Raw genomic sequence first — 20,918 nt, 5'->3', positions numbered from 1 at the left:
GCGTCCATAACAACATGGAGTCAGGCCGCCTGACGCTTTCTCAATGCTGACACCAGTTCGGCCTCGGGACGGGAAATTCCGCAAGTATTCATAAGATCGTCGATATCTGCGCCCAAATCAACCAGCCGGGACGCCTCATCATAAGAAATACGCAAGGGGTCGTTCTGGCGCATCTCATCGAGGGTGGTTCGAAGTTCATGGAGCTGTCGCTCACAAGCCACGAGCCGTTGGCCCACCCCCATGCTGCCGCTTGCTGTGGCGTGCAACTCTCGCCCCAACGTATCACAACGGTCCTTCAGGGAAGTTTTAAGGTGTCGAATCTGGCGAGACTGAATCATCCCCTGTACAAAAACCAGAGACAGTGCCGAAATAGTCAGCACCCAGGGAAGCCAGGAAGAAATTTCTGAAAGCATGACGGACGTCTCCCGTTATAATATCGACAGGCGTCCATCTGAGCCACTGCGACCTGACCAGGCCCTTACAGTGCTGAGATTTCAGCCCATTCATTCTCTGAAAGCATCTTGTCGAACTCGACCAGTATGATCAGCTCGCCATCTTTATTGCACACGCCCTGGATAAACTTTGCGCTTTCCTCGTTACCCACATTCGGCGCGGTTTCAATCTCACTGGACTTCAGGTAAACCACTTCAGCAACGGAATCTACCAGAATGCCCATAACCTGATTGGCGGATTCCATCACCACGATCCGGGTCGAATCAGTTACCTCTGCCTCAGCCAATCCGAAACGGCACCGGGTATCAATCACCGTAACCACATTGCCCCGCAGGTTGATAATGCCGAGCACATAGTCCGGCGCACCCGGCACCGGGGCTATTTCCGTATATCTCAGCACCTCTTGAATCTGCATGACATTCAGACCGTAGGTTTCGTCATCCAGACGAAAGGTTACGTACTGCAGCACCTGATCGTCATGGGCCTGACTTTGTTGTCCGCTCGCGGATGCCATAGCGTTGTGTCTCCTCTGTGGCTGCCCGGCGGGCAACCTGATCGTCAAAAATTCATCATCAGCGCCCAATACTATAGTTAAGGGCATAAACCGTGCCAGCATGGCATGGTTTCAATCAGTAACTAACGCTATCATCAACTCAGATCGAGGTGATGCTCCCGCTCAGCCCGCACCAGCAGATCAGCCATCGTGCGCACATCGATGAGCGCACACATCTGGTCAATGACCGTGCCGGCCAGCCAGGGGCGTTTGCTGCGAACGGTTCGCCAGCGTACGTCATCCGGTTTGAGCGTGAAGGACTGGGCCACATCATCACATGCAAGCCCCCAGTCACTGTCATCCAGCCGGATAACAAACTTGTAGTTATCCCGTGCGTTTTCTGGCACTCGTCCAGCCATAATCCATTCTGCCGTGTCCACGACACGCAGATTCTGGTCACGGTCAGGCCGGATGCCCATGTACCACCGGGGGCTGCCGGGGATCGGTCGGACCTCTTGTTCAATTCGATGTATAGCGCCCAGCAAAATAAGAGGTACCGCAAGCTGTAGCCCCGCTACGGTGAAAATCAGGCACTCAAAAGGCTTCTCCGACCATTCAGGCCGGGATGGCGGTGCATCAGGCTCAGGCTTGGTGAGAGGCTTATTCCCGGACTCAACCGGCAGATCCACTGCCCGGGGCTTTTGTGTTTCGATGACAGGCTGGGGCGGAGACTCGATCGCTGGCGCTGGGGATGATTCACGCGCCGCCGAATCCGGTGCCGTTTTTTCGACAACCTTTCGTTCCTGTACCCGGGTTGTCGCTGCAGCCTTTGTTCGCGTCTCTTGGGCCGGAGCAGATGCTTCGGGGATTGTTGGCTCCCTCAGGGCGCTATCCGTCGCGGTGTGCAGCAATTCATCCAGATAATTGGCAATGGCACGTTCGGGATCCGCCAGCCTTGTCAATTTTTCGTCAGCCATGCTGACGCTCCTTCACGGACCCTGTGCGAACCAGAAGGTCGCCCAGCAAATGGCTGTAGGCACGAACACCATGGGTCTCTGCGTCCAGTTCCGAGGGAGTGACCCCTGCCTGACTGGCATCACGGAACTTGGTATCAACAGGAACGGCAAAGCGCCAAAGGCTATCCGTATAGGTCTTGCGCATGAGATTAAGACTCTTCACCGAAGCCTGGGTTCGGCGGTCATAAAGAGTCGGCACAATCGTGTATGGGAGTTCGTTTTTCTGGGACCGCATGATCATTTGCAAGGTATGCAGCATACGCTCGAGCCCCTTGATAGCCAGGAACTCCGTCTGTACGGGAATAATCAGGTGCTGGGCTGCGGCCAGTGCATTCACCATCAACACACCCAGTGACGGCGTATTGTCCAGAATCACATAGTCAAAATCATCCCACAACTGGGCGAGGCTTCGGGAAATGATCAATCCCATTCCCTCCACGCCGACCATGCGCCGTTCCAGTGTCGCCAGAGCAGTGCTCGCAGGTAACAGGGACAGTCCCTTACAGCTGGTTTCCGTGATCAGCTGGGCGGGCAAACCCTCAGGCACCTTGCCCTGATGTTGAAAAAGATCAAACACGCTGTGCGCAATACTGTCCGGATCGTACCCGAACCAGCTGGTCAGTGAGCCATGCGGATCAAGGTCCACGACGAGGACGCGCTCACCACGCTCAGCCAGCAGACCGCCCAACGCGACTACGGATGTCGTCTTTCCCACACCACCCTTCTGATTGGCTACTGCCCAGATTCGCACGCTTGTTTCTCCAGAGAATACGTCATCGCCGCAAATAAAAGACGGCTGCACCCGAGTATATCGGCCATACCTGTCCCAACTTGAACAGTGCAAGTTCTAAATTTCAGCAGGGAACGGCAACCAATTGCCCAACACATCCATTACCAGGGAGTAATACAGGAACCATGCCAAAGCGGACATACGCATGTGCCGCGTCGAAGTCGATTAACGCATTGCACCACGTATGCTGGCATCCCGTGATACAAGCAGAACAACTCTGCGATTGCGACGACGACCCTCTTCAGTATCATTGCGGGCGACCGGCTGATACTGGCCATAACCCACCGCTGCGAGTCGTTCAGGCTCAATACCTTCCATCGTTAACATTCGAACAACAGCAGCCGCGCGGGCGCTGGATAACTCCCAGTTGGACGGAAAGCGCTGGGTATTAATCGGCTGATTGTCGGTAAAACCTTCGATTTTCACGGCATTGTCCTGGCCCTGTAAAACCCCGGCGATTTTTCCGATCACGGCGAAGGCGTCATAATGAGGCTCGGCGTCGCCGCTATTGAACAGCATGCTGTTGGGCAGGTTGAGTTCCAGCCAGCGCTCACTGGTTTCAAGTGTAATCACACCCTGATTGATCAGTTCGTCAAACTCCATGGCCAACTGGTCCGCCATAGCCCTCAACGCCTCAGTCCTGGCCTGAGCATCCATCTCAGGGTTTCGGGGAGCCTCTGTGACTGGCGGTGGAATCACATCATCAGAAGGGGCGTTGACCAGGCGCTGGGGCTGGTCACCGACTTCAATGGGCTGAAACGACCTTTGCGGAGCATTGAATACTCCGGTGAGCGTTTCCGACAGAACCTTGTACTTGCCCTCATTCACGGACGAAACCGAATACATGACCACGAAAAAGGCGAACAGCAGCGTGATGAAGTCCGCATAGGAAATCAACCAACGCTCTTTGTTGTTAAGCTCCTCTCGGGGCTGCCTACGACGCCGCATAAAATGGCCTGCGCATGCTTACTGCAGGAAACCCCGCAGCCGCAACTCAATGGATTTCGGATTTTCACCCTCGGCGATGGCAATGATGCCGTCAATCATCATATCTTCATACCGGGTGCGCTCCCGGACAATACCCCGCATCTTGTTTGCTACCGGGAAAAACAGCAGGTTGGCCAGCGCTACGCCATATATAGTTGCCACGAAGGCGGTGGCTATACCGCCCCCCAGCGACTGAGGATCTTCCAGATTGGTCATAACCTGGATCAGCCCCATTACTGCGCCGATAATACCGATGGTCGGCGAATAGCCGCCCATCGCTTCAAAAACCTTGGCCGATTCAAGATCGCGCTGCTCCCGGGATTCAAGATCAACTTCCATAATACTGCGGATGGTTTCCGTCTCTGCCCCATCTACCAGCAGCTGTAACCCCTTGCGAGCAAACAGTTCCGGCTCCCGTTCAGCCAGCCCTTCAAGGCCAAGCAGCCCCTGTTTCCGTGCTTTTACACTCCAGTCAATCACCTTACCAATGCCATCTTCCATGCTGACGAACGGAGGAACGAATACCCAGCGCACCTGTGTAAATGCACGCTTCAGCATGGGCCAGGAGGTCTGCAGAAGAGTCGCCGCGAAGGTTCCGCCAATCACGATGAGCGCCGCCGGGCCGTTGAACAGGGAACTCAGCGCTCCGCCTTCAAGCAGGTTGCCGCCGAGAATGGCAGCAAATGCCAGTATGATCCCGAGCAGACTCAGAATATCCATCAGCAGACACCTTCCACCAGCCGCGGGCCGATTTCCTCAAGCGACAACACTTCATCACTCAATCCAGCCTTGGCCACCGCCATAGGCATACCGTAAATCACCGACGATTTCTCGTCCTGAGACCAGACATCCGAGCCACTCTGTTTCATCATTCGACAGCCCTCCTTGCCATCAGAACCCATGCCTGTGAGGATCAGCCCCAGTGTCTTACCCGGGAAACTGCGAGCAAGTGAGCCAAACGTGACGTCCACGCAGGGCTTGTAATTCAGGCGTTCGTCCCCGGGAAGAATGCGCACCCTTGCCTGCCCCCCGCGATTTTCGACCATCATCTGTTTTCCTCCCGGCGCCAGCAAAGCCAACCCTGGCTTCAGCAAATCACCGTCTTCGGCCTGGCGGACTTCGATTTTGCATAATTTATTGAGCCGCTCGGCGAAGGCCGGAGTAAAACTGGCAGGCATGTGCTGGACTAGAACCAGCGGCGCATGAAAAGACTGCGGCAGCTTGGTCAGTACCCGCTGCAAGGCAACCGGGCCACCTGTGGATGTTCCGATCCCGACGACGCTATAGCGCTTGGCAGGCCCGCGGTGGGGCACTCGCCTGGAAGGTTCTGCCTCAGGCGCATGCTCTTTCGGCTTCACGACGGGCGCTGGCCCCGAACCGGCAGAAGCGTCGGGACGCGAGCGGGATCGCGCAACTTCCTGAGACGATGGCACCGGGGGCCGGGAGGGAGCCGGGGCGGGCCGTGCACCAGGCCGGCTACCGGCAACATCAAGGACTCGATCAATCAGGATCTTCTGGAGCTGACTGCTATCTCGTGCGATTTCCTCGAAATTCTTGGGCAGGAAATCCACGGCCCCGGCCTCAAGGGCGTCCAGCGTAACCCTGGCACCTTCGTAGGTCAGTGAAGAGAACATCAGCACCGGCACCGGGTGCTTTCTCATGATCTCCCGCACGGCCGAGATGCCATCCATCACCGGCATTTCGTAATCCATGGTGATTACATCCGGCCGCAACTTCTCTGCCAGTTCAACGCCCTCGCGACCGTTGGTGGCAACGCCAACAACCTTGATCTGGCCAGAGCCGGTCAATATTTCCGTCAGCCGTTTACGAAAAAAACCTGAATCATCAACGACCAGGACAGAAACTGTCATCCATTTCTCCTACCGAATTCCGGTGTCCAATTATTGCCCATACCAACTCAGCTATAGTTCTGCAGCAAACTGGGGACATCAATAATGAGGGCAATGCGGCCATCGCCGGTAATGGTCGCACCAGCCATGCCCGGCGTACCCTGGAGTGCCCGGCCTAGAGGCTTGATGACCACCTCTTCCTGACCAATAAGCTGATCCACCACGAAGCCAACCTGTTTGGTACCCATGGCAACAATCACCACGTGAGCGTTCTCGGGCTCCTCCTGATCGACAGCACCTTTCACGAGCCAGCGCTTGATATGGAACAGAGGAAAAACCCTGTCGCGAACCACGATGCACTCGCGACCATCAACGGTGTTGGTTTTTGTTAGATCCAGATGGAAAATCTCAACCACATTTACCAACGGCAGCGCAAAAGACTGGTTGCCAAGCATGATCATTAGTGTCGGCATGATTGCCAGAGTCAGGGGCACCTTGATGATGATGCTCGAACCCTTACCCAACTCCGATTCAATATTGATCTGGCCATTGAGTTGCCCAATCTTGGTCTTGACCACATCCATGCCCACGCCACGACCGGAGACGTCGGAAATCTGCTCTTTTGTGGAAAAGCCTGCTGCAAAAATCAGGTTAAAGCATTCGTTATCCGTGAGGCGATCAGCCGCATCCTGTTCATAGATACCCTTCTCGACGGCCTTGCGGCGCAGGACTTCAGCGTCCATACCAGCGCCGTCATCCTGAATGGAGAGAAGAATATGATCGCCCTCCTGCTCGGCAGACAGCGTAACCGTGCCTTGCCGAGGTTTGCCTGCCTTCTCCCGAATGTCAGGGGCTTCAATCCCGTGATCCACTGAATTGCGCACCAGGTGAACCAGCGGATCAGACAGGGCCTCGACCAGGTTTTTGTCCAGGTCGGTATCTTCCCCATGCATTACCAGGCTCACTTCCTTTTTCAGGTTCCTGGCAAGGTCACGTACTACCCTGGGAAAGCGACCAAACACTTTCTTGATCGGCTGCATACGGGTTTGCATCACAGCAGCCTGAAGATCAGTGGTCACCACATCCAGATTGGACACAGCCTTGTGCATGTGTTCGTCTTCACTCTCAGAACCCAGACGCTGCAAGCGGTTGCGCACCAAAACGAGTTCACCAACCATGTTCATGATGTCGTCCAGGCGCTTGGTATCGACACGAACGGTGGTCTCTGCCGCCGGGGCTGTGTCCCTCGCTGGCGCCGCCGGTTTATCAACAGGCTTCGGTTCTGGTTTCGCATTTGGCTCTTCGGGCTTACTGCTTGCAGCGGGGGCAGCTTTCGGAGCCTTCGTATCCGAGGCAGTTGGGCTCCCGCCCTGACCGTGCAGGTCATCCAGCAACTTCTCAAATTCGTCGTCGGTGATCAGGTCATCGCCCTTGCCACCGGAGCTTTCTGGCTTTGAATCCTCATCATCCCTGGTCTCCTCAGCCGCCGGTGCACCGGCAAACTGACCCTTGCCATGCAGATCATCGAGTAAAGCTTCAAATTCATCGTCGGTGATTTCATCATCACCGGAGGCGTCCCCGGCTTCACCTGAATCACCGCCCGCTTTACCCGTTTCCTCTGCTGCAGATTGACCAGGGGTACTGCCACCGTGCAAAGCATCAAGTAGCTGCTCAAATTCGTCATCGGTGATATCACCACCATCATCCGAATCGCCCGAAGTGCTCACAGGCTCTTCTGCAACAGGTTCAGGAGCTTTTCCTTGAGGCTTGGCAAGGGCGTCAAGCGCTGCAATCAGATTGTCCGGGGCGGGCGTGAGGTCTTCGTGGTTCCGGACCTGCTCGAACATGGCGTTGACGTTGTCCAGGGCTTCCAGAACAACGTCCATCAACTCCGAGTCTACCTTGCGCTTGTGGTTACGCAGGATATCAAACACATTCTCGGCGGAGTGGCAGCAATTAACGAGGGCATCAAGCTGCAAAAAACCTGCGCCGCCCTTAACGGTATGAAAACCACGGAAAATGGCGTTGAGCAGATCGCTGTCGTCCGGGTGTTGTTCAAGATCTACCAACTGCTCAGACAGCTTTTCGAGTATCTCGCCAGCTTCAACAAGGAAGTCCTGCAAGATCTCTTCATCAGCATCAAACGCCATGCTTTACCCTCATTTATTCAGAAACCGAGACTGGACAGCAGGTCGTCGACATCGTCCTGTCCCGAGACTACATCTTCACGCTCATCGGCCTTGATCTGGGGCCCAACCCCCTGTTCGGCGGACACTTCTGCATCATCAAGCTGATGCACTGTACCCGTGATCTGATCCACATGACTGGCCATTACCACCAGGCCAAGCATCTGTTCTTCAACCTCCTTCACCAGCGTCGTGACCCTCTGAATAACCTGACCGGTAAGATCCTGGAAATCCTGGGCCATGAGAATCTCGGAGAGATTGTTGTAAATGGTGTCGGCATCGGTCGTCAGGCTGCCAAAGAAGCGATCAATGCGGCCATACAATTCCCGGAACTCCGCCGGCTGCATTTCCCGACGCCTCAGACGCTGCCATTCATCCCGCAGAGCTACTGCCTCGTCTCGAACGGTATGAGCCACCGGCATGGTCTCTTCCACCAGGTCCATGGTCCGATTAGCGGCCTGGCTGGTCATCTGAACCACGTATTCAAGACGATCAGAGGCATCTGTCATTTTTGACAGTGCTTCCTTTTGTTCGGCATTACGGGGGTCTACCTGGAAGTTTCGGATTGCCTCATGAAGGCTGCGCGTCAGCCGGCCGACTTCGCGATAGAGACTCTGATCCCTGACCTCGCTCAAGTCATTAATCAGGGTCATGGCCCTGGCGTAATCGCCGGCCTGAACGCTTTCAGACAGGTCCGCAGCCTGACGCTGGAGCTTTTCGGTTACCTCTGGTTCAAGGCCCTGATGGTTCTTGTTACTATCGCTCATTAGAGCCATCCGATCTCTGATTACTGAATACGTTCAAAGATTTTCTCGATCTTTTCCTTGAGAACCGCCGCCGTGAACGGTTTAACAACATAGCCGTTCACACCGGCCTGGGCCGCCGCTACGATCTGGTCCCGCTTGGCCTCGGCTGTCACCATAAGCACTGGCAGGGTTTTCAGATCTTCATCGGCACGAACCGCTTTCAGCAAATCGAAACCAGACATACCCGGCATGTTCCAGTCGGTCACCAGAAAATCATACTTGCCACTTTTCAGCATCGGCAGTGCCGTATTGCCGTCGTCCGCCTCGTCGGTATTGCTGAAGCCGAGATCGCGCAACAGGTTCTTGATGATCCGTCGCATCGTGGAAAAGTCGTCCACGATGAGAATTTTCATGTTCTTGTCCAATGGGACCTCCAGTTAGTAACACCCGGAATTCGTTTGACCTTTGTGCTTGAAATCTAGCCAGGCCGCTGTTTTAAACGCTTATTGTCTGATGTTTGTTGTGGTTGTAAAGCATCGGTTACCAAAAACTACAGACAACCATGGTCCGGACACATCAACCGTCGCCTAAGCGCCTGACTCCTGACGCCAGCCGGACAGACGCCCGCGTAATCGCAATGCGGCCTGACTGTGAATCTGGCTGACCCTGCTTTCACTCACCCCGAGCACCGCCCCGATCTCCTTGAGATTCAGCTCCTCCTGGTAATACAGGCTCAGCACCAATTTTTCCCGCTCGGGCAGATCCTCGATGGCTTCTGCCAGGTTCCGCCGAAAAGCACCCGAAGTCAGATCATCCAGCGGATTATCACTGGCCTCTGTCTCTTCTATCGGCAGTTCTCCGGATTCATTGAGCTCATCAAGGCTAAAAAGTCGTCCACTGTTGGCATCAGAAAGCGAGGAATGATACTCGGAAAGGTCGAGACCTAACTCTTCGGCAACTTCCAGGTCCTGGGCTTCACGGCCAAGACGGTCTTCAACCGTTTTAATTGCCTGGGAAATTCGGCGGGCGTTGCGGTGAACGGATCGGGGCACCCAGTCGCCCTTGCGGATCTCATCCACCATGGCGCCCCGTATCCTGATACCGGCATAGGTTTCAAACGTAGCACCTTTGGCGGAACTATAACGCTGTGCGGCCTCCAGCAGTCCGATCATTCCGGCCTGCATCAGGTCCTCCAGTTGCACAGACGCCGGCAACCTTGCCATGAGGTGCAGGGCAATCTTCTTGACTAGCGGGGCGTGCTCCTCGACAAGTAGAGAAGCACTTTTCGCGCCTGACTGCTGGTAGATTCCCAGGTTTTTCGTCAATGTCATGTATCCGGTTTTGTTTTTGACTGGATCAGATTCAGACTTCGACGAGCCGCTCCACAAAAAATTCGAGATGCCCGCGGGGAGAGGATGGCAGTGGCCAGTTGTCGACTTTTTCTGCGAGCGCTTTGATTGCCAACGATGCTTTTGCTCGGGGATAAGCATCCAGGACGGCACGCTGACGTTGTACCGCTTTTTTGACAGCTTCGTCAAAAGGGACCATGCCCACGTATTGTAATGCCACATCCAGAAAACGCTCGGTGACCCGAGTCAGTTTTTCAAAAAGATGACGGCCTTCCTGCTCGTTTCGGACCTGATTGGCCAGAATACGGAACCGGTTGGTGCCGTAATCCCGGTTCATGAGCTTGATCAATGCATAGGCATCCGTGATGGACGTAGGCTCGTCACACACCACCAGCAATAGTTCCTGGGAAGCCCTGAGAAAGCTGACAACCGATTCCGAAATGCCGGCGGCGGTATCAACGATCAGGACATCTATCTGATCCCCCAGTTCGCTGAATGCGTTGATCAGGCCGGCATGCTCCATAGGGCTGAGCTGGGTCATGCGCTGGGTACCCGAGGAAGCGGGAACAATCTTTATGCCGCCCGGGCCATTAACCAAAACATCCTTGAGGTCGCACTCTCCGGCCAGCACATCAGAAAGGTTTCTGTTTGCGGTTATACCGAGCAGCACGTCAATATTCGCGAGACCCAGATCGGCGTCCAGCAACACCACTCGACGGCCTTTCTCGGCCAGGGCGATTCCAAGGTTGACCGACACGTTACTCTTGCCGACTCCCCCTTTTCCGCCGGAAACTGCTATCACCTGTACCGGACGTGCTCTGCTCATACTGAATCTTTTCTCTCACCAGTTTTGCCGGGGCTCGCTGTATCAGAACGAAGCCGGATTTATACACCGTATACTCCGTCATCCGATGACAGCCTTCAATAGGTCAGGCCCCTTCTGCGACCGCCTGTTGTTGCTGGAGTTTTTTCAGCCGCTCCACGGCCAGCCGCACCAACGGAATGGCTTCAGCATGGTGCAAATCCTCGGGAATCTTTTGTCCATCGGTGTAATAGGCCACCGGTAAACCGGTCTCCATAACGAACCCGAGAGACTCTCCGAGCGTCAGGGCTTCGTCAATTTTTGTCATCACGCAGCCCGCAAGATTAGCCATCTTATAGCAATGCCAGACGGATTTCATGATGCGCGGCTGACTGGTGGCCGAAACCACAAGATGGGTCCGAATATTGTGGTGACTGCGAGCCAGTTCAGCCAGTTGTTCCTGGTAGCCCTTGTCAGAACTGGTCAGGCCGGCAGTATCGATCAGAACAAGATGGCGATCGGACAGCTCGTCCAGAATATCGTCCAGGGAATGACTCTCATCCACGACCCTTACCGGGACATTAAGGATACGACCAAACACAAACAGTTGCTCGTGTGCGGCAACGCGGTATCTGTCGGTTGTCACCAGAACCAGCGAATCGGAACCATGACGCAACACATGACGGGCCGCCAGTTTACCGATGGTTGTGGTCTTGCCCGAACCGGTCGGCCCAACCAGTGCATAAACACCGCCCTCATCCAGCCATTCGTGCCGGGATGTTCGCACACCTGTCGCCAGCATCTTCAGGGACTGTTTCCAGCCTTCATCCAGGCGCCCGCCCTTATGGCGACGGGACAAAGAACCGGCAAGCTCGCTGCTGAGGCCGAACTCGAAAAGACGCTCGGCCAGACGTTGCTGTACCGCGTTGCCGGCAGGCTTTGCCGGCTCGGCCGGCTGCCCTCCGCTCACCATGTCACGCAGGGAACTGATTTCAGCCCGCATCTGGGCCAGCTCATCAGAATAGCCATTTGTACCCGGAACGTTTTGAGGCGCCGCAAAACCCGATGTTTCAGGTTCTGCAAAACCGGTCGAGGCCGCCTCGCGCAAATCGGCAAAGGACGCTCCGCCGTAGGAAGCACCAACCTTCGACCGTTGTTCCCGCACTTCGCGAATACGATCCCTGGACCGCCCAAGTTCGTCTTCCAGCCTGCGATGCTGATCCGCCTGCATCTCAGCCAGGCGGGAGCCATTGGTTGCTTCCTGAGCCTTATCACCAAGGCTCTGGCGCGCCATATTTTCGTCGTAGTCCAGCGCCGTCACGATTTCGACGCCGCCGTCTACCCGGCGATTGGAAAGGATCACGGCGTCCGGCCCCATTTGCTCGCTGACCTGCTTCAGCGCTTCTGCCATGCTCTGAGCGAAAAACCGTTTTACTTTCATGCTGTTTCATCCTCCACCGGCAACGCCGTGTTGCGCTGGCCGCTTTGCCGTCCACCCGGTCACTGACCGACGGACGCCACGATAGTGATCTGTTTGTTGTCCGGTACTTCCTGGTACGAGAGCACGTGTAACCGCTCCACTCCATAGCTCGCAAACTTCGCCAATACCGGTCGCAGCGGGCCGGAAACCAGCAAGATCGCCGGTTTTCCGAGCATTTCCTGGCGCTGGACGCTGTCCTGCAGGGAACGCTGCAGCTTTTCCACCATGTTCGGCTCAAGAACCAGGCCAATGTCTTCCTGACCGCCGGATTGTTGACTCTGTTGAACAGACTTTAGCAATAACTGTTCCAGATCCGGGTCCAGAGTAATCACCGGAATCTCTGACTCGTTACCGCAGATGCTCTGGACAATCATGCGACGCAAGGATTGGCGGGCCATGGTCGTCAGCAGTTTCGGATCCTGGCTCTTGGGGTGGACGTTGACGACAGACTCGGCAATGGAGCGCATATCACGAATGGGCACCTCCTCTTTCAGGAGGTTCTGCAACACCTTGAGCAGCAGGCTGATGGAAACAGTCGTCGGGACCAGCTCCTCCGCCAGCTTGGGCGAAACCTTTTCCAACTGATCCAGCCATTTCTGAACTTCTTCATGGCCCAGAAGTTCATGGGCATGCTTCTGGAGCACCTGGTTCAGGTGGGTCGCAACGACAGTGCTGGCATCCACTACGGTATAGCCAAGGGTCTGGGCCTGGTCCTTCTTGTCGGGCTCGATCCAGCAGGCATCAAGGCCGAACGCAGGATCCTTGCCTTCAATACCTTCTACCTTGCCAAACACCTGACCGGGATCAATCGCCAACTCGCGATCCGGGTGGATCTCCGCCTCGGCGATGGTCACACCCATCAAAGTAATTCTGTAAACATTGGGCATCAGGTCCAGGTTGTCCCGGATATGCACCGAGGGCATCAGAAAACCCAGATCCTGCGAGAGCTTCTTACGGACACCCTTGATACGGCTCAGTAACTGGCCTCCCTGGGATTTGTCGACCAGGGGAATCAGGCGGTAGCCCACTTCAAGACCAACAATATCGACCGTCGCCACATCATCCCAGCCAAGCTCCTTGGTTTCGCCTGGTGCAGGCAACTGCCTGTTCTGATCGCCGCCGGCATCGCCACCCGGGGGCAGGTCACGACCCGCCGGGCGGGGCACCCCACCAGCACCGCCACGACCGGGGAACACACCATCCTCTTCCACGGTCTGACGTTCGTGTTTCCAGATATACCAGGCCGCCCCGGCAGCCAGGCTGCCCAGACCAAGAAACGCCACATGCGGCATACCCGGGACCAGACCCAGAATAATGAGAATGGCGGCTGCAATGGCCAGTGCTTTTGGCGCACTGAACATCTGCTGCAGAATCTGCCCCCCCATGTCCTGGCTGGAGGTAACCCGGGTCACCATGATCGCGGCAGAGGTAGAGAGTAACAGTGAGGGAATCTGGGCAACGAGACCGTCACCAATGGTCAGCAGTGCATACCGCTGCATGGCAAGGCCAAAATCAAGATCGTGCTGCAGCATACCAATGGCCACACCACCGATAATATTGATCGCCAGAATCAACAAACCGGCAACAGCATCGCCTTTCACAAACTTCGAAGCACCATCCATGGAACCGTAGAAGTCCGCTTCCTGGGCAATCTCAGACCGCCGGTGCTTTGCCTCTTCCTGATTGATCAGGCCGGCGTTGAGATCGGCATCAATAGCCATCTGCTTGCCGGGCATGGCGTCCAGGGTAAAGCGGGCACTGACTTCAGAAACCCGGCCGGCACCCTTGGTAACGACGAGGAAGTTGATAATCATCAGGATAGCGAAGACCACCAGACCGACAGCGTAGTTACCACCAATCAACACGGCGCCGAAAGATTCGATGACCTTACCCGCGGCATCGCCGCCTTCATGTCCGTCCAGCAGGACGATACGGGTTGATGCCACATTCAGGGCGAGGCGCAGCAATGTTGCCACCAGCAGAACCGTCGGGAAGGAGGCAAACTCCATCGGCCGCATGGCGTAAACACAGACCAGTAGAATGACAATCGACAACGTGATGTTAAAGGTAAAGAAGACGTCCAGCAGGAAGGCGGGCATGGGCAGAATCATCATGCCCAGCAGTCCCATCAGCATGACAGGAATGCCCACGTTGCCACGCGTCAGGGATTTGACGTTGTTAAGGACTAAAGCTCTGTCCATGCCGGAAACTTCTCCGATTGGCTGTGCCTGCAGGCGTTATCAGGGTCGAAAATCTGACGCCGGAACGTCATCTGGAGGTAGCTTCGCAAGATCCGTACCACTCCTTACCCGATTTCCTCCGGCTTTCTCCCCTGGCGGCCTGACGCGCCCTGCCAGATACGGTATCCTTGCGCCATTTGATCGCGCTTCCAAAGCCAAAACTGATAATCCAGACAGACAGGTGACAACATGCCAATCCACGAGGTTAAGCACCCCCTGATCCGACACAAAGTCGGCCTGATGCGCCGGGCGGACATCAGCACCAAGAATTTTCGTGAGCTGGCACAGGAAGTCGGCTCGCTGCTGACTTACGAAGCCACCAAGGATTTCAATCTGCAGGAAAAGACGATTGCAGGCTGGGCCGGCCCGGTAAACGTCGAGCAAATCCATGGAAAGAAAATTACCATTGTCCCCATCCTTCGTGCAGGGCTGGGCATGCTCGACGGTGTTCTGAGCCTGATCCCGGTTGCCCGAGTCAGCGTGGTTGGCCAGATTCGTAATGAAGATACTCTGGAAGCCAGCACCTATCTGGAGAAACTGGTGGGTGAGCTGGACCAGCGCACGGCGATGATTGTAGATCCGATGCTCGCGACCGGTGGCTCCATGATTTCCACCATCGACCTGCTGAAAAAGGCGGGCAGCACTGAAATCCGTGCCCTGGTTCTGGTGGCTGCGCCAGAGGGGATTGAGAAAGTGCTGGAGAAACACCCGGATGTCTCCATCTATACGGCGTCGATCGACGACCACCTGAACGACAAGGGCTACATCCTGCCGGGGCTCGGTGACGCCGGCGACAAGATCTTCGGCACCAAGCAGAAGGACGTGTAACCATGCAGGATCATACCAACGACCCGGTCTGGAAACAGGTCATCGCCGGCTCACAGATGCTGCTCGTCGCTTTCGGCGCCCTGGTACTGATGCCCCTGATCACGGGCATGGATCCGAACGTCGCCCTGTTCACCGCGGGCCTTGGCACCATCATCTTTCACATTGTCACCGGTGGCCAGATCCCGATTTTCCTGGCCTCGTCCTTCGCGTTTATCGCGCCCGTTATTGCCTCCAAGGGCAAATTCGGTATGGAAGAGACCCTCGGCGGCCTGATGGCTGCCGGCATTCTCTATATCCTCCTGAGTGGGCTGGTTCGCCTTCGCGGAACCGGCTTCGTACGCGCCCTTCTGCCCCCGGTGGTGATTGGCCCGGTGATCATGACCATCGGTCTCGGTCTTGCCCCGGTCGCTGTGCACATGGCCTCCGGCCGCACCGGTGACGGTGCTACTCAGCTGATCCCTTACGATACTGCGATCTGGATCGCCATGACCTCACTGGCAGTGACCATCATCATGTCAGTCTGGGCCAAGGGCATCTTCCGGCTGATTCCGATCATGTTCGGGGTGATCACCGGGTACGCACTCTCAGCCTTTGCCGGTATCGTCGATACCGCGCCAATTCAGGAAGCGGCGTGGCTGGCCGTGCCGAAGTTCGTAACCCCCGAATTCAGCTGGGGCGCCATTCTGTTCATGATTCCGGTCGCCATCGCCCCGGCCATTGAGCATATTGGCGATGTTCTCGCCATTGGCAACGTAACCCGCAAGAATTACCTTGAGAAGCCGGGCCTGCACCGCACGCTGCTTGGCGACGGGCTGGCAACCAGTACTGCCGCGTTCCTTGGTGGACCACCCAACACTACCTACTCCGAAGTAACCGGTGCGGTTATGCTCACCAAGAACTTCAACCCCAGAGTCATGTGGTGGGCAGCCGTTGTCGCCATCGTGCTGGCGTTCGTTGGCAAGTTTGGCGCCGCCCTGCAGACCATCCCGGTTCCGGTCATGGGTGGCATCCTGTGCCTGCTGTTCGGCTCTATCGCCGTGGTAGGCCTCAACACACTGATCCGCCACCAGGTGGATCTTGCAGAGTCCCGCAATCTGGTCATCGTGGGGGTTACCCTGGTATTCGGAATCGGTGGCATGGTGCTCGGGCACCTCGAAGGCATCGCCCTTTGCGCAGTGGCCGCCATCATTCTGAACCTGATACTCCCCGGCAGCCGCGAAGCCTGGGGCAAGGCCATCTATGAGCAAAAAGCCGACTGACAGTTCGGGAATCAGCTTTACCGCTCTCTATACCGGTGCCGTTTGGCACCGGTATAGGCTCTCGGACGATATCCTGGCCACCAGGCAAGGCCAATGGCTCTATCATCTGATGACCCCTTTCGAAGCCGCCAGCAAGGCGGCCATCGGTGGCAATATCCGCACCTTCCTGCTGCAACGCCACCTCATCATCGATCACCTCATTGACCAGGCCATCAACGAACAGGGCGTCACCCAGATTCTTGAAATCGCCTGTGGCATGTCCCCTCGGGGCATCCGGCTTCGGGAGCGTCACCCGTTGATTCACATGGTCGAAGCAGACCTGCCGAACATGGCTGGTCGGAAGGCCATGCGACTGCTGGCGGCAGGCCGGCTTGGTGACCATCACCAGGTGACTCCGATCGACATTCTGGCAGACCACGGTGAGTACCAGCTGGAAGCTGTCATTGATCGCGTTTTCGACAACACCAAACCCGTGGCCATCGTCACTGAGGGTCTGACGAGCTATTTTTCTCTGGAAGTCATCAGCGATTTCTGGCGGCGCTTGTCGACGGCCATGGCAAAACGTCCCGGCTCTATCTACCTATCCGAGAGCTACTACCGTCCGAAACAGCCCTTGCTGAACGGCACCCTCAGTGCTCTTGGCAACGTTCTGGGCGCCGCCACCCGAAGCCAGGTTTCATTCCATTTCCAGACTGATGAAGAAGCACGGGCGCACTTCCTATCCTGCGGGTTCACATCAGCGACGGTTCACGATCCACGGTCCTGGTATGGAAAGCTGCCGATTCCCGAGAGTCGCGGGGAGCCAATGGTTCGGGTTATCGAGGCTGGCTGCTGAGACTGTCTTTAAGCTCTGGTTCCCTGCCTGATGGGTTTGGTGCTTGTGGTTGCGTGGTGAAGCTTTCCAAAACCCGCTCAAGCACGTCCATGTGTCGCTTCAGCTCCGCCCACCAACATCCTCCCCTGAACCTTACAGGCCAGGTCCCAAAGTCAGGCATCCCGCCTCAAGTCAGAGGGAATCGGTAAATCCGGCATGCCCGGCTTGGGCCCACGCCCCTTGCGGAACTGCCGAAGCTGGAACACGTAAGCCAGAACCTGGGCGATGGCCATGTAGAGGCCATCAGGAATCTCATCGCCGATGTCAGAGTTGTGATAGACAGCCCGGGTGAGCGGCGGAGTGCGAAGAATTTCGACTTTGTGCTCGCGGGCAATCTCCATGATCTTGAACGCAGTTTCATCAGAGCCCTTGGCCACTACCACGGGCGCCGCCATGGCCTTCTGATCGTACTTCAGGGCCACGGCATAGTGGGTCGGGTTAGTGATAACCACATCGGCTGTCGGCACATCCTGCATCATGCGGCGCTGGGCCATTTCACGCTGCAGCTGACGGATCTTGCCTTTAACTTCCGGCTTGCCTTCCGTGTCCTTATATTCGTCCTTGACCTCCTGCTTGGTCATTTTCAATTTCTTCTGGTGATCGTAGATCTGGAAAGGTACGTCAATCAGGGCAATGACAATGGTGGCGCAGGAAAGTACAAAGAAACTCCAGCCAAGCGTCCAGAGAACATGCTCCATGGCGGGCATCACCGGCTCTTCGGCGATGCTGAGCAAGTCTTCTGTCCTCAGGTTAAGGATCAGGATGGCAACTGCCAGCACCAGTCCGACCTTGGCAATGGCTTTCACCAGCTCGACCAGGGAGCGCATGGAGAACATGCGACCAAGACCCTTGATCGGGTCCATTCGGTTCAGCTTTGGAGCAATCGCCTTACCGCTGAACAGGAGTCCGCCAATACCGATGGAGCCGAAGATTGCCGCGAGCAGCAGCATGATGAGTATTGGTGACAAGGCCCAGGCAGCGTCTTTGGTTGCGGCGATCAGTTGCACACTCATGTGGCGGGTATCGAAGATGGCGGAGCGTTCGAGCACAAAGCTGTCACGCATGACCGATTCAAGGGCGGCACCGAGGCTGGCGCCAAACATCAACAATCCGCCGGCGCCCGCCAGAAGCACCGCCATGGTGGCCAGCTCACGGGAACGGGCAGTCTGGCCCTCCTCCCTGGCTTTCTCGAGCCTTCGGGGGGTGGCCTCTTCCGTTTTTTCCTGACTGTTGTCGTTTTCTTCAGCCATTACTATTCACCGGATTCATCTACGGCTGCCCCTGTAACTGCCGCATAAAATCAAACGTCTCTCTGGTGTACTGATCAAAGTGCGGCAGAAAATTGGCGTGCAGTACCCATATGGAAAACAATCCAAAAATCAGGCCAATGGGAAAACCCAGCGCAAAGATGTTCATCTGCGGCGCTGCACGGGTCATCACGCCGAAGGAGATGCTGACGATCAGTACTGCTGTTACCGCTGGCAAGGCGAGCAGCATGGCGGAGGCGAACATCCAGCTTATGCGATGTGCCAGCTCCCATACGCCTGCCTGCCCAAGCCCTTCCATGCCGATTGGCAGTATTCTGAAACTCTCGATGAAGACTTCAAACGCAACCAGATGACCATTCATGGCAAGGAACAGCAGGGTGATAGTAATGGTATAGATCTGGGAAAGCACCGGAACGTTAACCCCGTTGGCAGGGTCAACCATGGAGGCGAAACCGAGGCCCATTTGCATGGCGATCATCTGACCTGCAATAACAAAAAGCTGCCATAGGGCTGTCAGTGCAAAGCCAAGCCCAACGCCGATCAGGATCTGCTGCAGTGTTATAACGACGGCATCGGCGCTAAGCGCTTCAACCTGAGGCACCGATGGAATGATTGGCGCGATGAGGATCGTCATCAGAAGTGCCAAACCCATGCGAACACGAGCCGGAACCAGCTGGGTGCCGAAGATGGGTATAACCATCAGAAAGCTAGCGATTCGAAACAGGGGCCACACATGTTGCCCCACCCACTGCCCTATCAGCTCTGCACTGAACGCCTCAGGAATCATCCGTCAGCCAATCAGGTAGGGGATACTGGAGATCAGCCGGTTGGCGTGATCCAGAAGCTGGGTCAGCATCCAGGGCCCCATGACAATGATCACGATGAGCGTCACCAGAAGGCGTGGCAGAAAGCTCAGTGTCTGCTCGTTAATCTGGGTCGCCGCCTGAAAGGTACTCACAACAAGACCAATAACCAGGCCCGGCCCGATAATGACAGAGGACAAAAGAACGATCATCCAAAGGGCTTCACGAAGAATATCAATGACGGTTTCCGGAGTCATAATGCCCCCTATATTCCGTAGCTGGCAGCCAGAGTGCCCATAATCAGGGCCCAGCCGTCTACCAGCACAAATAACATGATCTTGAACGGCAACGAGATGATGATGGGCGACAGCATCATCATACCCATGGCCATCAGAACACTGGCCACCACCATGTCGATAATCAGGAACGGGATAAACAGGATAAACCCGATCTGGAATGCGGTCTTGAGTTCACTGGTAACGAATGCCGGCATCAGTACCCAAAAAGAGACATCGTCGGGAGTTGCATACTGTTCGTCCGCCATACGCATGAACAGAGCCAGATCACTCTCCCGGGTCTGTTCCATCATGAATTTCTTGAATGGCTGACTGGCCAGCTCCACGGCTTCCAGCGAGGTGACTTCTTCCTGCAGGTAAGGCTGGAGCCCCACCCTGTTAGCCTCTTCCAGGACCGGCTTCATGATAAAAATACTTAGGAACAGCGCCAGTCCCAGCAAGATCTGGTTGGACGGCGTCGCCTGCAGTCCCAGCGCCTGCCTCAATATGGCAAATACCACGATGATGCGGGTAAAGGATGTCATCATCATCAGCATCGCTGGCAGGAACGTAAGCGCTGTCATCAGCGCAAGGATCTGCAGGGTTACCGAGTATTCCTGGGTACCCTCGCCTTCACCCGGCGTTACCGTGAACGCCGGGATACCCGGGATGCCGGTCGCATCCTGCGCCAGTGCCATCTGACTGCAGCCAAAACCCAGCAACAGAACAATAAGCGGGCTGAAACGTCTGAACATTCGCGCAATCATGAGGTCATTCGTTCCTTGTAGGCGAGGTCCAGGATTTGCCAATCATGCTTTGCAGGCGGCGAGCAAAATCGCCCGAGGCGGGATTGCCGGCGTCGACCACCGGCTCGTCGAAAACATGGAGAGTACGGATGGCCGAGGGCGTAATGCCCAGCAGGATCTGCTGCCCACCCACTTCAATCAGCGCGATACGTTCCCTGGCGCCCACTGCCATCACGGAAACAACCTTGATTGCGTTGTTGTTCATACCCGTCATGCCGTTCATTCGGCGAATAATCCAGGCACACCCGTAAATGAGCGCGATTACGGCTACCAGGCCTATGCCGAGGCTGACGATGGTTCCTATGGTATCTGGTGCCCTGACCGGCTCTGCCTGGGCTGGGCCACCCCCGTCTTGCGCGAGCACCGGCGTCGTCAAAAGAGCGGCCGTAAAGGTCGCTAACAGTGTTCTCATG

General features: G+C 56.1%; 22 protein-coding genes. 3 read left to right on the top strand and 19 right to left on the bottom strand.

Features of this window, described 5'->3' with window-relative positions; translation table 11 throughout:
- Positions 1–20: 20 nt before the first annotated feature.
- The 14 genes from KFJ24_RS03595 to flhA form a co-directional block, all read right to left on the bottom strand.
- A complete protein-coding gene (locus tag KFJ24_RS03595; RefSeq protein ID WP_250829719.1) occupies positions 21–413 on the bottom strand; it encodes a DUF2802 domain-containing protein in 393 nt (130 codons plus the stop codon).
- Positions 414–478: 65 nt separating this feature from the next.
- On the bottom strand, positions 479–967 hold the full coding sequence (locus KFJ24_RS03590) for a chemotaxis protein CheW (protein WP_250829718.1): 489 nt from the start codon (positions 965–967) through the stop codon (positions 479–481).
- A gap of 134 nt (positions 968–1,101) precedes the next feature.
- Positions 1,102–1,923: a chemotaxis protein CheW gene (locus KFJ24_RS03585; protein WP_250829717.1), complete on the bottom strand. Its 822-nt coding sequence runs from the start codon at positions 1,921–1,923 to the stop codon at positions 1,102–1,104.
- Positions 1,916–2,713: a ParA family protein gene (locus KFJ24_RS03580; protein WP_250829716.1), complete on the bottom strand. Its 798-nt coding sequence runs from the start codon at positions 2,711–2,713 to the stop codon at positions 1,916–1,918. The genes KFJ24_RS03585 and KFJ24_RS03580 overlap by 8 nt, the downstream gene beginning before the upstream one ends.
- A 204-nt stretch (positions 2,714–2,917) precedes the next feature.
- Positions 2,918–3,700 carry a flagellar motor protein MotD gene (motD, locus tag KFJ24_RS03575; RefSeq protein WP_250829715.1) on the bottom strand — a complete coding sequence of 261 codons (783 nt, stop codon included), beginning with the start codon at positions 3,698–3,700 and terminating at the stop codon, positions 2,918–2,920.
- Positions 3,701–3,718: 18 nt separating this feature from the next.
- Complete coding sequence (locus KFJ24_RS03570) at positions 3,719–4,459, bottom strand: flagellar motor protein (protein ID WP_250829714.1); 741 nt, start codon at positions 4,457–4,459, stop codon at positions 3,719–3,721.
- On the bottom strand, positions 4,459–5,610 hold the full coding sequence (locus KFJ24_RS03565) for a protein-glutamate methylesterase/protein-glutamine glutaminase (protein ID WP_250829713.1): 1,152 nt from the start codon (positions 5,608–5,610) through the stop codon (positions 4,459–4,461). Before KFJ24_RS03565 ends, KFJ24_RS03570 begins: the two co-directional genes overlap by 1 nt.
- 47 nt (positions 5,611–5,657) lie before the next feature.
- A complete protein-coding gene (locus KFJ24_RS03560; protein WP_250829712.1) occupies positions 5,658–7,739 on the bottom strand; it encodes a chemotaxis protein CheA in 2,082 nt (693 codons plus the stop codon).
- A gap of 17 nt (positions 7,740–7,756) precedes the next feature.
- Entirely contained in the window at positions 7,757–8,542 is a 786-nt protein-coding gene (locus KFJ24_RS03555) for a protein phosphatase CheZ (RefSeq protein ID WP_250829711.1), read from the bottom strand.
- 20 nt (positions 8,543–8,562) lie between these two features.
- Positions 8,563–8,946 carry a chemotaxis response regulator CheY gene (gene cheY, locus KFJ24_RS03550; RefSeq protein ID WP_219473460.1) on the bottom strand — a complete coding sequence of 128 codons (384 nt, stop codon included), beginning with the start codon at positions 8,944–8,946 and terminating at the stop codon, positions 8,563–8,565.
- A gap of 162 nt (positions 8,947–9,108) precedes the next feature.
- Positions 9,109–9,852 (bottom strand): RNA polymerase sigma factor FliA, encoded by a 744-nt coding sequence (locus KFJ24_RS03545; RefSeq protein WP_250829710.1) that lies wholly within the window; start codon positions 9,850–9,852, stop codon positions 9,109–9,111.
- 31 nt (positions 9,853–9,883) lie between these two features.
- Entirely contained in the window at positions 9,884–10,696 is an 813-nt protein-coding gene (locus tag KFJ24_RS03540; protein ID WP_250829709.1) for a MinD/ParA family protein, read from the bottom strand.
- Between the two features lie 103 nt (positions 10,697–10,799).
- Positions 10,800–12,113, bottom strand: a complete 1,314-nt coding sequence (gene flhF, locus KFJ24_RS03535; RefSeq protein ID WP_250829708.1) for a flagellar biosynthesis protein FlhF — start codon at positions 12,111–12,113, stop codon at positions 10,800–10,802.
- A gap of 59 nt (positions 12,114–12,172) precedes the next feature.
- Positions 12,173–14,353, bottom strand: coding sequence for a flagellar biosynthesis protein FlhA (gene flhA, locus KFJ24_RS03530; RefSeq protein WP_250829707.1), 2,181 nt, complete (start codon positions 14,351–14,353; stop codon positions 12,173–12,175).
- Between the two features lie 228 nt (positions 14,354–14,581).
- Between flhA and upp the strand changes: the two genes are divergently transcribed.
- From upp to KFJ24_RS03515, 3 genes are read left to right on the top strand one after another with little or no spacing between them, the layout of a single operon-like run.
- Positions 14,582–15,220, top strand: a complete 639-nt coding sequence (gene upp, locus KFJ24_RS03525; protein ID WP_250829706.1) for a uracil phosphoribosyltransferase — start codon at positions 14,582–14,584, stop codon at positions 15,218–15,220.
- A 2-nt stretch (positions 15,221–15,222) separates the two neighbouring features.
- Positions 15,223–16,479, top strand: coding sequence for a uracil-xanthine permease family protein (locus KFJ24_RS03520; protein WP_250829705.1), 1,257 nt, complete (start codon positions 15,223–15,225; stop codon positions 16,477–16,479).
- On the top strand, positions 16,460–17,314 hold the full coding sequence (locus tag KFJ24_RS03515; protein WP_250829704.1) for a class I SAM-dependent methyltransferase: 855 nt from the start codon (positions 16,460–16,462) through the stop codon (positions 17,312–17,314). The genes KFJ24_RS03520 and KFJ24_RS03515 overlap by 20 nt, the downstream gene beginning before the upstream one ends.
- A gap of 152 nt (positions 17,315–17,466) precedes the next feature.
- Here KFJ24_RS03515 and flhB read toward each other — a convergent pair whose 3' ends face one another.
- From flhB to fliO, 5 genes are read right to left on the bottom strand one after another with little or no spacing between them, the layout of a single operon-like run.
- Positions 17,467–18,603: a flagellar biosynthesis protein FlhB gene (flhB, locus tag KFJ24_RS03510; RefSeq protein ID WP_250829703.1), complete on the bottom strand. Its 1,137-nt coding sequence runs from the start codon at positions 18,601–18,603 to the stop codon at positions 17,467–17,469.
- 19 nt (positions 18,604–18,622) lie between these two features.
- A complete protein-coding gene (gene fliR / locus KFJ24_RS03505) occupies positions 18,623–19,408 on the bottom strand; it encodes a flagellar biosynthetic protein FliR (protein ID WP_250829702.1) in 786 nt (261 codons plus the stop codon).
- Positions 19,409–19,411: 3 nt separating this feature from the next.
- Positions 19,412–19,681, bottom strand: a complete 270-nt coding sequence (gene fliQ / locus KFJ24_RS03500; protein WP_070965790.1) for a flagellar biosynthesis protein FliQ — start codon at positions 19,679–19,681, stop codon at positions 19,412–19,414.
- Between the two features lie 8 nt (positions 19,682–19,689).
- A complete protein-coding gene (gene fliP / locus KFJ24_RS03495; protein ID WP_250829701.1) occupies positions 19,690–20,466 on the bottom strand; it encodes a flagellar type III secretion system pore protein FliP in 777 nt (258 codons plus the stop codon).
- Positions 20,467–20,470: 4 nt separating this feature from the next.
- On the bottom strand, positions 20,471–20,917 hold the full coding sequence (gene fliO / locus KFJ24_RS03490; RefSeq protein WP_250829700.1) for a flagellar biosynthetic protein FliO: 447 nt from the start codon (positions 20,915–20,917) through the stop codon (positions 20,471–20,473).
- Position 20,918: the final 1 nt, after the last annotated feature.

The organism is Marinobacter sediminum, from assembly GCF_023657445.1.
In the GTDB taxonomy this organism is placed as follows: domain Bacteria; phylum Pseudomonadota; class Gammaproteobacteria; order Pseudomonadales; family Oleiphilaceae; genus Marinobacter; species Marinobacter sediminum_A.
Note: the sequence above shows the minus strand (reverse complement) of the source record. Positions and strands in the feature narration are given on the sequence as shown.